This window comes from Lysobacter solisilvae, from assembly GCF_016613535.2.
Taxonomy (GTDB): domain Bacteria; phylum Pseudomonadota; class Gammaproteobacteria; order Xanthomonadales; family Xanthomonadaceae; genus Agrilutibacter; species Agrilutibacter solisilvae.
Map to the genome: position 1 here is coordinate 1527213 of NZ_CP071518.1, position 12507 is coordinate 1539719.

The following is a 12507-nucleotide window of genomic DNA, read 5'->3' on the forward strand; positions in this document are numbered from 1 at the left end:
CTGTGTCGCCGGGCCGCCGCTGGTCGCGGTGCCCAGGCCACCACCGCCGCCCACAGCAGGACCAGGCTGACCGCAAAGCCGCGGCGCGTGGGCGGGTGGGGCAAGTCGCTCATCGTTCGGATTTCAGGGCGGGAACACCTGTGCGTCGCTCTTTGTCACGGACGCCATCCCGGGCGCGGCTCCCCATAGGAAACAACGCGGCGCATGCGCGATCACGGACAGGCACCACGCGGCCGCACCCGCCGCGCGGACGTACAATCGGCGCCGATGAGCATCCCGCCCGCCATTCCGCCTTCCCAGCTGCGCCTGTCGGTCGCCCCGATGATGGACTGGACGGATACGCACTGCCGCGCGTTCCACCGCGTGCTCGCGCCGCATGCGCGCCTGTACACGGAAATGGTCCACGCCAACGCGGTGATCCACGGCGACCGCGCGAAGCTGCTGGCAATGGATCCGGCCGAGCATCCCGTGGCACTGCAACTGGGCGGAAGCGAGCCTGACCTGCTCGCGCAGGCCGCGGCGATCGGCGCGGCGCATGGTTTCGACGAGATCAACCTCAATTGCGGCTGCCCGTCGGACCGGGTGCAGGCCGGCCGTTTTGGCGCCTGCCTGATGCGCGAACCCACGCTGGTGGCCGCATCGGTGGCCGCGATGGTGGCCGCCTGCAACGTGCCGGTTACGGTCAAATGCCGGCTGGGCGTCGACGACGACCACGACTGGGACCACTTCCTGGCCTTCATCGACACGGTGGCCGCCGGTGGCTGCAGGATGTTCGTCGTGCATGCGCGCAACGCCTGGCTCAAGGGCCTGTCGCCGAAGGAAAACCGCGAAGTCCCGCCGCTGCGCTACGACTGGGCCTGGCGCCTGAAGCAGGAACGTCCGCAGCTGCAGGTGATCGTGAACGGCGGCATCGCCACGAGTGAAGAGGCCACCGCGCACCTGGCGCACGCCGACGGCGCGATGCTGGGCCGCGCGGCGTACCACGATCCCTATCTGCTGCACGCACTCGACGCCGCCTGGTTCGGCGGGCCCACGCGCACCCGCGCGCAGCTGCTGCAGGCCTATCGGCCCTACGTGGAGGCGCAGCTCGCGCGCGGCGTCTCCCTCAAGCACATCACGCGGCACATCCTGGGCCTGTTCGCCGGCGAACGGGGAGGCCGGGCCTTCCGCCAGGTGCTCAGCGAAGGTGCGCACAAGCCCGGCGCCGACTGGTCACTGGTCGAGCGCGCGCTGGCGCTGACCGAATCGTTCTCCACCTCCGATCCGCAGGCCGCATGATCACGCGCGACATCAACGCCTTCATGGACTTCGCGCGCGGCTGTCCGGCCGATTTCGGCCCGGCGACGGCGCGTGCCGCCTTCCTCGTCGCCCCGGATGGCTTTGCCCTCGCGCACGAGTCGGCACAGGACAACCGCTACATGGCGCAGGCCGACGGTTTCGATGCCGCGCGCGCCAGCGCGCAGCACCGCGCGCTGCACCGCGCGTTCGCCGCCACGCTGCCCACGATCTGCTTCGCCGGCGACCCGGCCACGCCCGACGCGCTGTTCCCCAACAATGTCTTCGGCACGGCCGCGGGACGCTACGTGGTGGGGCGCATGCGCCATCCCGTGCGCCAGCGGGAAGCGGACCGCGCCGACATCCGCGGCTTCTTCGCCGGCGTGCTCGACTACGCGGAGATCGACCTGTCCGGCCAGCCGCACGCGTGTGAACTCACCGGCGCGCTGGTGATCGACCGCGCCCGCGGCCTGGGCTTCGTGGGCCTGTCCGAGCGCTGTGACGAGGAAGGCGCGCGCCTGATGCACGAGGCCTTCGGCCTGCGGGCCAGCCTGCTGTTCGACCTGGCGCCCGGCGAATACCACACCAATGTCGTCCTGGCCGTGCTCGCGGGCCGCGCGGCCATCGTGTGCCCGCAGGGCTTTGCCGATTCCGCCGTCCCCGAGGCCATTGCCGGGTTGTACGCGCCCCATGGCGTGCGATGTTCGGCCGCCGAGCACGCCGCCTTCGTGGGCAATGCGATCGCGCTGACGCCGGACACGGTGTGGATGAGCGCGCAGGCCGGCCGCGCGCTGCAGCCGGCGCATCGCGGCATCCTGGAGGCCGCCGGTTTCACCGTGGCGACGGTCGAACTGGACGCGATCGAGGCGGGTGGCGGCTCGCTGCGCTGCTGCGTGGGCGAGGTGTTCTGAGGCGGCGCGCTGAACGACGACCGCGATGTGAAGGAAAAGTTCAGACCGGATTCACCGCTACGTTCCAAGAATTGCTCCCACACCGATACTCCCCGCCCGCCTCACCAGGCCAGCCAAGAACTTCGCGTCCCCCATGATTGCTTCCCTGCCCCGCCTCGCCTCGCTGCTCCTGCTGTCCGCGCTCGCCGCGACGGCGGGCACGGCGGTGGCGAAGGACCCGCGCGGGCAGGTGGGCCGGCCGGAGATGGGCCGTCCCGAGATGGGCCGCCCGGAGCCGGGCAACCAGGGTCGCGGTGGTGTGGAGCGTATGGACGGCGCGCGTGGCGGCAACCGCCACGACCGCGGCCAGGACCACCGCGAGCTGTCCGACGCGGTCCGCCGCGTGGAGCGCAGCACCGGCGGGCAGGTCCTCAGCGCCGAGCGCGTGCCGTTCGACGGTCGCGACGTCAACCGGGTCAAGGTGATCGATTCCAGCGGCCGCGTCCGGGTGTACATGGACGACCCGCAGCGCGCCTCGCGCAAGGCCCGCGAATCCGTGCCGGCGACGCCGCCCCCGGCGGAGTAGTTCGTCGCTCGGGAGCTCCCGGCGCGAAGCTGAACGGATGGGCCCCCCGGGCACCTCCTACACGCGCCGCCCACAACCTGAACGACTAACCTGAATGCACCCGGCCGCCAGGGCCACATGTTCAGGAGCCCGCCCATGCGCATTCTTCTCGTCGAAGACGAAGCCCCCCTGCGCGAGACCCTCGCCGCCCGCCTGAAGCGCGAAGGCTTCGCCGTGGACGCCGCCCAGGACGGCGAAGAAGGCCTGTACATGGGGCGCGAGGTGCCGTTCGACCTGGGCATCATCGACCTTGGCCTGCCCAAGATGTCCGGCATGGACCTCATCAAGGCGCTGCGCGAGGAAGGCAAGAAGTTTCCCGTCCTCATCCTTACCGCGCGGTCGAGTTGGCAGGACAAGGTCGAAGGCCTCAAGCAGGGCGCCGACGACTACCTGGTCAAGCCGTTCCACGTCGAGGAACTGCTCGCCCGCATCAATGCGCTCGTCCGGCGCGCGGCCGGCTGGAGCAAGCCCTCGCTGGAGTGCGGCCCGGTAACGCTGGACCTGGCGGCTCAGACCGTCAGCGTCAGCGGCGGCAATGTCGACCTCACCAGCTACGAATACAAAGTGCTCGAATACCTGATGATGCACGCGGGCGAGCTGGTCTCGAAGGCCGACCTCACCGAGCACATCTACCAGCAGGATTTCGATCGCGACTCCAACGTGCTGGAAGTCTTCATCGGCCGCCTGCGCAAGAAGCTGGACCCCGATGGCGCGCTCAAGCCGATCGAAACGGTGCGCGGCCGCGGTTACCGCTTCGCGATCCCGCGCAGCGGCGACTGACCCGCGGGCGCGATGCCCCCGGGGACAACGCAACCGGCGCGCAGGCCACGCCTCCGCGACCGGTTATCCTCGCGCATCCCCATGATCCACGCGCCCGTGCCCCAAGCCCTGCCGAGACCTGACCGGTGAGTTGGGGCCAGCCGCGTTCGCTGCAGATCCGCCAGTTGATGGCGGCCAGCCTAGGCCTGGTGGCTTTCCTGGCGCTGGCCGGTTACGCGCTGGACCGCGCGTTCCTGCAGACGGCCGAGAGCAGCCTGCGCCAGCGCCTGGAGAACTACGCGCTGGCCTACGCCGACAAGAGCGACTTCGCGCGCAATGGCGAGTTCATTCCCCCGTTCGATTCGATCGAACCGCGGTTCGAGCGCCCCGGCAGCGGCCTGTATGCCGAGGTCGTGCTGCCCAACGCGCACTGGGACTCGCATTCGGCGCAGGGCCCGGTGCTGCCCGCGGATGCGCCGCTGCTGGCGCCGAACGAAGAACGCTTCGAGGGCCCCTTGCCGCTGACCCAGATCAAGGGCATGCCGGGCGAGGTGTATCGCTACGGACGCGGCTTCATCTACAGCGTGGCCGGCGACCGCCGCGCGGAGTTCCCGTACACCATCTACATCCTGGAAGACACCACCGCGCTCAGCCAGCAGGTGACGGTGTTCCGCGCCGCGCTGTGGCGCTACCTGGGTGGCGCCGGCGTCATCCTGCTGCTGCTGCAGATGGTCATCCTGCGCTGGAGCCTGCGCCCGCTGCGCAACGTCATCGATGAACTCAAGCGCGTGCAGCGGGGCATCGCGTCGCGGATGAGCGAGCGCCACCCGCGCGAGCTCGAACCGCTGACCGAGAGCATCAACGCCTTCATCGAGAGCGAGCGCGAGAACCTGGACCGGCAGCGCAACACGCTGGCCGACCTGGCGCACAGCCTGAAGACGCCGCTGGCCGTGCTGCGCGCCCGCCTGGAGCATCCGGGGCACGAACACGAACCGCGCGAGCACGAACTGCGCGAGGAAGTCGACCACCAGCTGCGGCGCATGAGCGACCTGGTGTCCTACCAGCTCGCCCGCGCCGCGCGTTCGGGCCACCAGCTGTTCGCCGCGCCGATCGCGATCGAACCGCATGCCGAGCAGATCGTGCGCGGGCTGGAAAAGGTCTACGTGGGCAAGGGCGTGCTGTGCGAGTTCGAGATCGAACCCGGCGCCCAGTTCCACGGCGAGCCCGGCGACCTGCAGGAGCTGCTGGGCAACCTGCTGGAGAACGCCTTCAAGTGGGCGCGCTCTCGCGTGCTGCTGACCGTCGCGCCGGGCGAACGCACGGAAAACCGCCGGCCGGGCCTGCTGATCGCCGTCGACGACGACGGCCCGGGCATCCCGCCGGAAAAGGTCGCGCTGATCCTCCAGCGCGGCGTGCGCGGGGACGAGCGCGTGCAGGGACACGGCATCGGGCTGGCGATCGTGCAGGACCTGGTGCGCGGTTACCGCGGCACGCTCGACGTGGGTGCTTCGAAGGAACTGGGCGGCGCCCGCTTCGAGGTGAAGCTGCCGCCGGGCCTGTAGTCAGCCCGCCAGGCCCGCGAACGGCGACACGCCGTAGAAGCGCTCCAAGTGCGCGGCCACCTTCGGCATGGCCTCGCGCAGGACCGCCGGCGCGCTGAAGTGGTACTCGCTGGCGACGGCGAAGAATTCCTCCGGCGAGTCCGCGGCGTAGGTATCCATCGTCATCGCCTCGCCCCGGTCCACGCGCGCCGCGAAGGCGTCGTATGCGGCCTGGAAATCCCGCGCCCACCCGCGCTGCCACGCCGGCGGCAGCAGGGGCGTGCCGTCGAGCTCGCCATCGAGGATGTCGAGCTTGTGGGCCATCTCGTGCACCGCCACGCAGAAGCCGGCGTCGGGGTCCTCGCATTCGGCCAGCACGTCGGCCCACGACAGGATCAGCGGGTGGCCGGCTTCGCCGATCACTTCCTCCTCCCATTCGTGCAGCACGCCGGCGGCGTCTATGTGCGACTGGTTCACCCGGAAGGCGGCGGGGTAGACGATCAGCTGCGACCAGCCATGCAGCCCATTGGGGCCGTACTCCAGCAGCGGCAGGCAGCAGGCGGCGGCCAGCAGCGTGCGCTGGCTGTCGTCGAGCGACAGGCCCTGGACCGGGGTGATGGTCTTGTCGTGCAGGAACCGCGCCGACAGTGCGGCCAGGCGGGCATCGCGCGCGGCGTCGAGGGCGGCCAGCCACGGCAACTGGCCGCGCACGGCGGCCCACAGGTCGGGATCGATCGTGGCCGGCGTACGGCGCCGGCGCAGCCAGCCGAACAAGGCGTGGCTTAGCGGAACATGCCCGGCAGGAAGCGATGCCAGCGCACCGAGGGCACGCGGCCCGGCGCTACGTCGGAATCACCACCGCCTCGCGGCGACACCTTGGTCTTGTTGGCCGGCGGCAGCGAGGGCGCCGCCTCGCGCGCGGTCGCGCGCTCCGTGGTCTGGCGCGGGTTGTGGCCCGGGCAACCACCGTCGTCGGCCGCGCTCAACTTGCTTTCGCGCGCGACAGCGCCAGTACTGGCGATGGCGATCAGCAGGCAAAGTGCGGTGCGGCGCATGGACAGGGTCCTCACCCGGGAGTCCGGGCAACGCCAGACTATAGCCTAAAGAGGCAAGCTGCGAGCCCGGCTGGAGCTGGCGTCTTGTGGTGCGCCGCAGCAGCCGGGGCCCGCATAATCAGCTGAATATGGACGACCGCGCCCTGCTCGAGCACCTCCTCCGTGGCCCCGCGACCGGCGATGCGCTGGCCCGCGCGGCCGGCCAGACCCGCGCGGCCGTCTGGAAGCGCATCCAGGCCCTGCGGCAGGCCGGCGTGGAGATCGCCGCCCAGCCCGGCCGCGGCTACGCCCTCGCCCAGCCGCTGGACCTGCTCGACGCCGACATCATCCTGAAGAATTTACCGACGCCCGCGCGCGCCATGCTGGCCGGCCTGGAAGTGGCCTGGACCCTGGATTCCACCAACAGCGAGCTGCTGCGCCGCCCGCCGGCGGCCCACGGCGCCCAAGTGCTGCTGGCCGAGCGCCAGACCGGGGGCCGCGGCCGGCAGGGCCGGGTCTGGGCCTCGCCGCTGGCCGCCCACGTCTATCTGTCGGTGGCCCGCGGCTTCGCCGGCGGCCTGGCGCGGCTGGGCGGGCTGAGCCTGGTCAGCGGCGTGGCCGTGGCCGAGGCGCTGCACGCGCTGGGCATCGGGGCGGTGCGCCTGAAATGGCCCAACGATCTGGTGGTCGTGGAGACCCAGGGCCTGCGCAAGCTTGGGGGATTGCTGGTGGAAGGCGCCGGTGAACACGCCGGCCCCGCGCGGGCGGTGATCGGCCTGGGCCTCAACGTGCGGATGCCGCCGGCCGCCGCGGCCGCCATCGACCAGCCCTGGTGCGACGTCGCCGGCCTTTCCGGCACCCACGTCCCGGCCCGCAATGAAATCGTCAGCGCGCTGCTCGCGCACCTGCTGCCCGCGCTGGAGGTCTTCGACGAACACGGGCTGGCGCCCTTCCTGGCCCGCTACGCCGCGCTCGACGCGCTGCAGGGGCAGGCCGTCACCCTGGTCTCGGGATCGCAACGGCAGGACGGCCGCGCGCTGGGCGTCGCCGACGACGGCGCGCTGCGCCTGCAGTTGCCCGACGGACGCGAGCAGCACGTGCATGCCGGCGAAGTCAGCGTGCGCCGCGCCGCGGTGCCCGCATGACGGCCTGGCTGTTCGACCTGGGCAACACGCGGCTCAAATGCGCCGCCCTCGTGCAAGGCGACGCGGGTGCCGCGGTCGGCGAAGTCTTCGCGCTGCCGCACGCCGAACACGACCTCGCGCAGGCGCTGGCGGGCGTGCTGCCGTCCGGGCGCATCGAGGTCGCCCACGTGGCGAGCGTGGCCGATCCGGCGCTGCGGGTCGCGCTGCTGACCGCCTTGGCCCCGCGCTGCCGTCGCATCTCGTTGGCCCGCACGCAGCCGCGCCTGGCCGGCGTGCGGATTGCCTACGCGCAACCGCACAAGCTCGGCGTCGACCGCTTCCTGGCCCTGGTCGCGGCGCACGCCAGCAGCCCGGCGCCGGTGCTGGTCTGCGGCGTCGGCACGGCCCTCACGCTCGACCTGGTGGAAGCCGACGGCCGCCACGTCGGCGGACGCATCGCCCCGTCGCCGACCCTGATGCGCGAAGCCCTGCACGCGCGCGCCGCGCAGCTGCCCGAGGAAGGCGGCGCCTACGAGGTCTTCGCGCAGGACACCGAAGACGCCCTCGCCTCGGGCTGCCTGGGCAGCGCCGTGGCGCTGGTCGAACAGACGCAGCGCGAGGCCCGTGCCCGATGCGGCGCCGAGCCCGTACTGCTGCTGCATGGCGGTGGCGCGCAGGCGCTGGCACCGCACCTGCCGAGCGCGACGCTGCGGCCCTCGCTGGTGCTCGAAGGTCTCGCCCTCTGGGCGGCCGACGACCGGGGCCATTAAGATCGGCCCATGCTTGTCCGCGCCCTGCTTGTCCTGATGATCGTGCTCAACGCCGGCGCCGCCGCCTGGTGGATCGCACGCGACCCGACGCCGCCACCGGCGCCGGTCGAACCGCCGCCGGGCGTGGCCCGCCTGCAGCTGGTCAGCGAACGCGCGGCGTCGCCGGTGTCCGCGGCGGCCACGCCGGCGCCCGCACCCACCGCGCCCGTCGCATCCCAGGCCGCCACCGCCGATGCCGCGACGCCGCCGCAATGCTTCAGCCTGGGGCCCTTCGCCACGCGCGCGGCCGCCGACGCCGCCCTGGCCAAGGTGCGTCCGCTTGCGCAACGCGCGGCGGTGCGCACGCCGGTGACGCAGGCGCCCGCGCGCGGGTGGCGCGTGGTGATGCCGCCGCAGGCGTCCACCGCCGAGGCCGAAGCGCTGGTCGCCCGCATCACCGCGGCCGGCTTCAGCGACCTGCTGGTCGTCCGCGAGGGCGCGCAGGCCAATTCCATCGCCCTGGGCCTGTATCGAAACGAAGACGGCGCACGCAGCCGCGCGCAGGCGCTCAACGCCGCCGGCTTCGCCGCCCAGGTCGAACCCATCGACGGCGAGGCGACCGGCCCGCTGTGGCTGGAAGTCCGCGCCGACGCCGCACTGCCGCCGGCACGCGCGCAATCGGTCGCCGGTGCGAACCAGCACCGCCCGCTGGACTGCGCTTCGGTGCGCTGACGCTGCAGGACACGCAGGCTAGAATGGCCCCGCGCGTCGCCGACGCCCCTTCTCCACGCCGGCTTAGCTCAGTTGGTAGAGCAACCGCCTTGTAAGCGGTAGGTCGTCAGTTCGATTCTGACAGCCGGCACCAGAGCCCTCGATCACGACTTGCGGACCGGCCATTTCGGCTAAATGCGATCGCTCCGGACCGCGAACGGCGCCTCGCGCCCTCCCGACCAGCGCCATGGGATCTAGGTCCCATTCCAACGCCGTCAAGTCGAACCTAGGCTCGGCAGATCCGGCCATGCCGGTGTAGTCGACGGGAGTGGGCCATGCGCGCGATCCATTGGCTGTCAGGGCTTGCTTTGCTCACGGTCGCGTTGCACGCGCAGGCTGCCGTGGGACAGCAGGTGTATCCGGCAAAGGGGCAGAGCCCCGGGCAGCAGGCATCCGACGAAAGCCAGTGCGGCGCCTGGGCCACTGAACAGAGCGGCTTCGATCCTGCACATCCCCCCGTGCCAGCCACGGCCACGAACGCGCCGGTGACCGGCAGCGGAGCGCGGGTGCGCGGTGCCGCGGCGGGCGCCACCGTGGGCGCGATCGGCGGGAACGATGTTGGCAACGCGGCCGCAAAAGGCGCCGTGGTGGGCGGCGTCGTGCGGCGCAACCGCAATCGCATGGCGGCGTCCCAGCAGAACCAGGCCAACGCCCAGCAGGTGCAGGGCATGGAGCATTCGTATCGCATGGCACGCAAGTCGTGCCTGGAGGGTCGTGGCTACACGGTCAATTAGACGGCCGGCCGATAGTTCGCGCAGACGGAACTGAAGCCGTCGATCCGGTTCCGGTACGGCGTCCCGGCAATCTGCACGCGCCCCTGGGGTCACTCCGCACAGCGCCTGGACGGACCGGAAAGCCGACGCATGGAGGTCCGCCTCCGGATGTCCGGCCATACAATCCCGGCATGCGCCACTTCACCCGCTTGGCTCTGCATTGGCTCGTGGTCATCGCGATGATCGCGACCACCGCCGTGGCGCCCGCCCAGGCCGCCGGCGACGCCCTGCAGGCATACGCCACGGCGCAGATGGCGGCGGCCATGGCCGACATGCCCTGCGACGACGAAGCCCCGCAGTCCGCGCAGCATGAGATGCCCTGCGACTGCTGCACGCCGGCGTCCTGCGACCTGTCCGCGTGCCTGGGCACGGCGTGCCTGCCCGAATTGCCGCGTTTCGTAGCGGCCATTCCGCCGGCGGCGATTCCCTTGCCGTGGGTCACGCCCGCGCCGCCCACGCGCTTTGTAGATTCACCACTCAGGCCACCGATCGCCTGATCTCTCCGTAACACCCTGCCCGGGCGCATCGCGCCCGCATCGCCCTGTGCGGCGAACACGGAGAGTTCCAATGAAATCCCATCCACGCTGGGCGGCCCTCGGGCTGCTCGGCCTGCTGCCCGTGGTCGCGGCGGCCAAACCCATCGCCTTCGCCGACGGCACCACCGTCATGGCCGAGTACGGCGCGGGAACCATGAACGAGGTCCAGCTGTTCCATGCCCCGCGCTACTGGTACTCGGTGGGCGCAGGCTGGCTCGAGCTGGCCAGCGAAGACGGCAGCAAGCAGCGCCACATCACCTACCTGCGCGGCAACCTGCTGGTGAAGCGGTGGAACCTGCCCGGCGCCCAGGCCAATGTCTTCGTCTGGGGCGGCCTTGGGCAGGCCACCGGCAACGACTTCGAGGGCAGCGACTTCGCCCGCAATGCCGGTGTGCAGTTCGACTACGAGACCCGGCGCGTATACGGCGCCTACAAGGCCGACCTGCAGGAGAGCGACCACTTCTCGCATCGCATCGACACCCTGCAACTGGGCTGGGCGCCCTACAAGCACGACTACGACACCTTGGCCACCTGGTTCGTCCTGCAGGGCCGGCGCTATACCGGCGGCCTGGCCGAGGGCACCGAAACCGCACTGCTGGTCCGCTTCTTCAAGCGCGGCAAGTGGGTGGAAGTCGGCGCCACGACCGACGGCAGGCTCCAGGCCATGGCCATGTTCAATTTCTGATGAGGAAGCCACCCATGATTCGTTTCAGACTCCTGATTGCAGCGCTCCTGCTGGGACTGTCCCCGCTCGCATCCGCCACGACGATCGAGATGGACGTCAACGGCCTGGTCTGCGGCTTCTGCGCGCAGGGCATCGAGAAAACCTTCAGGGCCCTGCCGGCCACCGAGGGCGTCTACGTCAGCCTGGAGCACCGCCTCGTCGCCGTGAAGCTGAAGGACGGCAGCGACATCGATGATGTCACCTTGCGCAAGGCGCTGACCGATGCCGGCTACACGCTGGTCGCCATCCACCGGACGCAGCACTCACTCGACGAGATCCGCCAGCGGGTGAAGGCCGATGACTGAGGCCGCCGACCCCCGGTCTCCGCTGCGCCGCAACTTCAGCGCGGCGCTGCTCACGCTGCTGGCCAGTGGGGGCACGCTGGTGTGCTGCGTCCTGCCTGCCGTGATGGTGGCGCTGGGGGCCGGTGCCGCGCTGGCCGGACTGGTGACGGCCGTGCCGCAACTGGTCTGGCTGTCGGAGCACAAGGCGCTGGTGTTCGGCGTCGCCGGCGCGGCTCTGTTGTTCTCGGGCTGGATGCTCCGGCGCGCGCGCGGACTGCCGTGCCCGGCCGATCCCGCGCTGGCGTCGGCGTGCACTCGGTTGCGAAGGACCAGCGTGGTGCTGTGGTGCGCAGCCGCTGCGTGCACGGCGCTGGGCGCCGTGTTCGCCTTTGTCCTGCCTGCGCTGTCATGAGCCTTCGACGGGGCGTTCCGCAAACCGCCCTTCCCACGCCTGCGAGTACTGATCCCATGAATGATGCAACGCTGAAACTGCGCAGCACGCTCACCTGCCCGCATTGCGGCGGGCAGGCCGAGGAGACGATGCCGATTGATGCCTGCCGCTACTTCCACGAATGCACGTCGTGCGGACGCACGCTGTCGCCCAGGGCCGGCGACTGCTGCGTCTTGTGTTCCTACGGCGACGTGCCCTGTCCGCCGATCCAGAAGCACGGGCACTGCGGATGTGCCTAGCCCGGTCGTATCGCCCGGATCCCTGCAGGTGCCGTCGACATGGACGAACTCCCACCACGCGATCCGTGCATGTTCAGTCGAGCCGTTTCGTAGCCTCGGGCTGGTACGGCACGGCCATCACGCGCATGCGGGTCGTGCGACCTCCGGGAACAGGCCATTCGATGGAACTGCCCACGGCCAGCCCGAGCAGGGCCGTGCCCACGGGAGCCAGGATCGAAATCCGGTCGCGGGCGGCATCTGCCTCGTGCGGATACACCAGTTCGATCTCGCGTTGCTCTCCGGAGCCTTCATCCCGGCACACGACCCGGGAATGCATCGTCACGATGTCGGGCGGGACGTCCTGCGGCTCCACCAGCACGGCACGCGACAGTTCCTCCTCGAGCAGGGAGGCCATCGGCGTACTACGCGCTGTCGCACCCTGCAGCAGCGCTTCCAGTCGCCGTGCGTCATGAGTGGTTACGGTCAGGTTAGGGCGATCCATGGAGTTGTTCTCCGGCGGGCAACGCGCGCCAGGTTGCAGGGGAAAGAGGCAAAGTGCTCGCGCACCTGGCCTGGGGGTGAGTGACTGGGAGCCATGGGCTACTTCGGGGCGAAAAACATGGTTTCAAGTCGAGCGTGCGCCGCGTCCCGGCCATCAGCATTCCATCCTTGAACCGGTCGACGAAGCGGGCGGGGATCGCCATCACGCGTGTGTGACGGTCCGCCGTGCGCGCGTGGTTTCAACCCCACTCG

Annotated in this window: 17 protein-coding genes and 1 tRNA gene; 15 read left to right on the top strand and 3 right to left on the bottom strand. The window is 70.7% G+C overall.

The features are described from left to right. Positions 1-267 precede the first annotated feature (267 nt). The 5 genes from dusA to I8J32_RS06770 all read left to right on the top strand — a co-directional run bounded on the left by dusA (position 268) and on the right by I8J32_RS06770 (position 5111). On the top strand, positions 268-1278 hold the full coding sequence (dusA, locus tag I8J32_RS06750; protein WP_200616351.1) for a tRNA dihydrouridine(20/20a) synthase DusA: 1011 nt from the start codon (positions 268-270) through the stop codon (positions 1276-1278). Continuing rightward, the gene (locus I8J32_RS06755) at positions 1275-2186 is read left to right on the top strand and encodes an arginine deiminase-related protein (protein WP_200616350.1); all 912 of its coding nucleotides are present in this window, start codon (positions 1275-1277) and stop codon (positions 2184-2186) included. The genes dusA and I8J32_RS06755 overlap by 4 nt, the downstream gene beginning before the upstream one ends. A 244-nt stretch (positions 2187-2430) precedes the next feature. Continuing rightward, positions 2431-2751, top strand: a complete 321-nt coding sequence (locus I8J32_RS06760) for a hypothetical protein (protein WP_407061019.1) — start codon at positions 2431-2433, stop codon at positions 2749-2751. A 135-nt stretch (positions 2752-2886) separates the two neighbouring features. Then, the gene (locus I8J32_RS06765) at positions 2887-3570 is read left to right on the top strand and encodes a response regulator transcription factor (RefSeq protein WP_200616349.1); all 684 of its coding nucleotides are present in this window, start codon (positions 2887-2889) and stop codon (positions 3568-3570) included. Positions 3571-3737: 167 nt separating this feature from the next. Beyond that, positions 3738-5111, top strand: a complete 1374-nt coding sequence (locus tag I8J32_RS06770) for an ATP-binding protein (protein ID WP_200616385.1) — start codon at positions 3738-3740, stop codon at positions 5109-5111. On the opposite strand, the gene I8J32_RS06775 is transcribed toward I8J32_RS06770, so the two are convergent. Both I8J32_RS06775 and I8J32_RS06780 read right to left on the bottom strand, forming a co-directional pair. Beyond that, on the bottom strand, positions 5112-5906 hold the full coding sequence (locus tag I8J32_RS06775; RefSeq protein ID WP_200616384.1) for a M90 family metallopeptidase: 795 nt from the start codon (positions 5904-5906) through the stop codon (positions 5112-5114). Further along, positions 5873-6145 (bottom strand): hypothetical protein, encoded by a 273-nt coding sequence (locus I8J32_RS06780; RefSeq protein ID WP_200616348.1) that lies wholly within the window; start codon positions 6143-6145, stop codon positions 5873-5875. The genes I8J32_RS06775 and I8J32_RS06780 overlap by 34 nt, the downstream gene beginning before the upstream one ends. A gap of 128 nt (positions 6146-6273) precedes the next feature. Here I8J32_RS06780 and birA point away from each other — a divergent pair, with 128 nt between their 5' ends. The 10 genes from birA to I8J32_RS06830 all read left to right on the top strand — a co-directional run bounded on the left by birA (position 6274) and on the right by I8J32_RS06830 (position 11775). Then, the gene (gene birA, locus I8J32_RS06785; RefSeq protein WP_200616347.1) at positions 6274-7269 is read left to right on the top strand and encodes a bifunctional biotin--[acetyl-CoA-carboxylase] ligase/biotin operon repressor BirA; all 996 of its coding nucleotides are present in this window, start codon (positions 6274-6276) and stop codon (positions 7267-7269) included. After that, positions 7266-8018, top strand: a complete 753-nt coding sequence (locus tag I8J32_RS06790) for a type III pantothenate kinase (RefSeq protein ID WP_200616346.1) — start codon at positions 7266-7268, stop codon at positions 8016-8018. Before birA ends, I8J32_RS06790 begins: the two co-directional genes overlap by 4 nt. Positions 8019-8027: 9 nt before the next feature. Then, positions 8028-8729: an SPOR domain-containing protein gene (locus I8J32_RS06795; RefSeq protein WP_200616344.1), complete on the top strand. Its 702-nt coding sequence runs from the start codon at positions 8028-8030 to the stop codon at positions 8727-8729. A gap of 57 nt (positions 8730-8786) precedes the next feature. Then, positions 8787-8862, top strand: a tRNA-Thr gene (locus tag I8J32_RS06800). A gap of 181 nt (positions 8863-9043) precedes the next feature. Further along, a complete protein-coding gene (locus I8J32_RS06805; RefSeq protein ID WP_200616343.1) occupies positions 9044-9502 on the top strand; it encodes a hypothetical protein in 459 nt (152 codons plus the stop codon). Positions 9503-9672: 170 nt separating this feature from the next. After that, positions 9673-10038, top strand: coding sequence for a hypothetical protein (locus I8J32_RS06810; protein WP_200616341.1), 366 nt, complete (start codon positions 9673-9675; stop codon positions 10036-10038). Between the two features lie 70 nt (positions 10039-10108). Then, positions 10109-10762: a hypothetical protein gene (locus I8J32_RS06815; RefSeq protein WP_200616340.1), complete on the top strand. Its 654-nt coding sequence runs from the start codon at positions 10109-10111 to the stop codon at positions 10760-10762. 14 nt (positions 10763-10776) lie between these two features. Further along, a complete protein-coding gene (locus tag I8J32_RS06820; protein WP_200616338.1) occupies positions 10777-11106 on the top strand; it encodes a heavy-metal-associated domain-containing protein in 330 nt (109 codons plus the stop codon). Beyond that, positions 11099-11497 (top strand): hypothetical protein, encoded by a 399-nt coding sequence (locus I8J32_RS06825; RefSeq protein ID WP_200616337.1) that lies wholly within the window; start codon positions 11099-11101, stop codon positions 11495-11497. The genes I8J32_RS06820 and I8J32_RS06825 overlap by 8 nt, the downstream gene beginning before the upstream one ends. 56 nt (positions 11498-11553) lie before the next feature. Then, complete coding sequence (locus I8J32_RS06830) at positions 11554-11775, top strand: GDCCVxC domain-containing (seleno)protein (protein ID WP_200616336.1); 222 nt, start codon at positions 11554-11556, stop codon at positions 11773-11775. 73 nt (positions 11776-11848) lie between these two features. On the opposite strand, the gene rnk is transcribed toward I8J32_RS06830, so the two are convergent. Continuing rightward, positions 11849-12256, bottom strand: coding sequence for a nucleoside diphosphate kinase regulator (gene rnk / locus I8J32_RS06835; RefSeq protein ID WP_200616334.1), 408 nt, complete (start codon positions 12254-12256; stop codon positions 11849-11851). Positions 12257-12507: the final 251 nt, after the last annotated feature.

Bases quoted from the DNA above. Each gene is read 5' to 3' on its own strand.
- dusA (WP_200616351.1), top strand. From the start codon at position 268: ATGAGCATCCCGCCCGCCATTCCGCCTTCCCAGCTGCGCCTGTCGGTC.
- I8J32_RS06755 (WP_200616350.1), top strand. From the start codon at position 1,275: ATGATCACGCGCGACATCAACGCCTTCATGGACTTCGCGCGCGGCTGT.
- I8J32_RS06760 (WP_407061019.1), top strand. From the start codon at position 2,431: ATGGGCCGTCCCGAGATGGGCCGCCCGGAGCCGGGCAACCAGGGTCGC.
- I8J32_RS06765 (WP_200616349.1), top strand. From the start codon at position 2,887: ATGCGCATTCTTCTCGTCGAAGACGAAGCCCCCCTGCGCGAGACCCTC.
- I8J32_RS06770 (WP_200616385.1), top strand. From the start codon at position 3,738: ATGGCGGCCAGCCTAGGCCTGGTGGCTTTCCTGGCGCTGGCCGGTTAC.
- I8J32_RS06780 (WP_200616348.1), bottom strand. From the start codon at position 6,145: ATGCGCCGCACCGCACTTTGCCTGCTGATCGCCATCGCCAGTACTGGC.
- birA (WP_200616347.1), top strand. From the start codon at position 6,274: ATGGACGACCGCGCCCTGCTCGAGCACCTCCTCCGTGGCCCCGCGACC.
- I8J32_RS06790 (WP_200616346.1), top strand. From the start codon at position 7,266: ATGACGGCCTGGCTGTTCGACCTGGGCAACACGCGGCTCAAATGCGCC.
- I8J32_RS06795 (WP_200616344.1), top strand. From the start codon at position 8,028: ATGCTTGTCCGCGCCCTGCTTGTCCTGATGATCGTGCTCAACGCCGGC.
- I8J32_RS06805 (WP_200616343.1), top strand. From the start codon at position 9,044: ATGCGCGCGATCCATTGGCTGTCAGGGCTTGCTTTGCTCACGGTCGCG.
- I8J32_RS06810 (WP_200616341.1), top strand. From the start codon at position 9,673: ATGCGCCACTTCACCCGCTTGGCTCTGCATTGGCTCGTGGTCATCGCG.
- I8J32_RS06815 (WP_200616340.1), top strand. From the start codon at position 10,109: ATGAAATCCCATCCACGCTGGGCGGCCCTCGGGCTGCTCGGCCTGCTG.
- I8J32_RS06820 (WP_200616338.1), top strand. From the start codon at position 10,777: ATGATTCGTTTCAGACTCCTGATTGCAGCGCTCCTGCTGGGACTGTCC.
- I8J32_RS06825 (WP_200616337.1), top strand. From the start codon at position 11,099: ATGACTGAGGCCGCCGACCCCCGGTCTCCGCTGCGCCGCAACTTCAGC.
- I8J32_RS06830 (WP_200616336.1), top strand. From the start codon at position 11,554: ATGAATGATGCAACGCTGAAACTGCGCAGCACGCTCACCTGCCCGCAT.
- rnk (WP_200616334.1), bottom strand. From the start codon at position 12,256: ATGGATCGCCCTAACCTGACCGTAACCACTCATGACGCACGGCGACTG.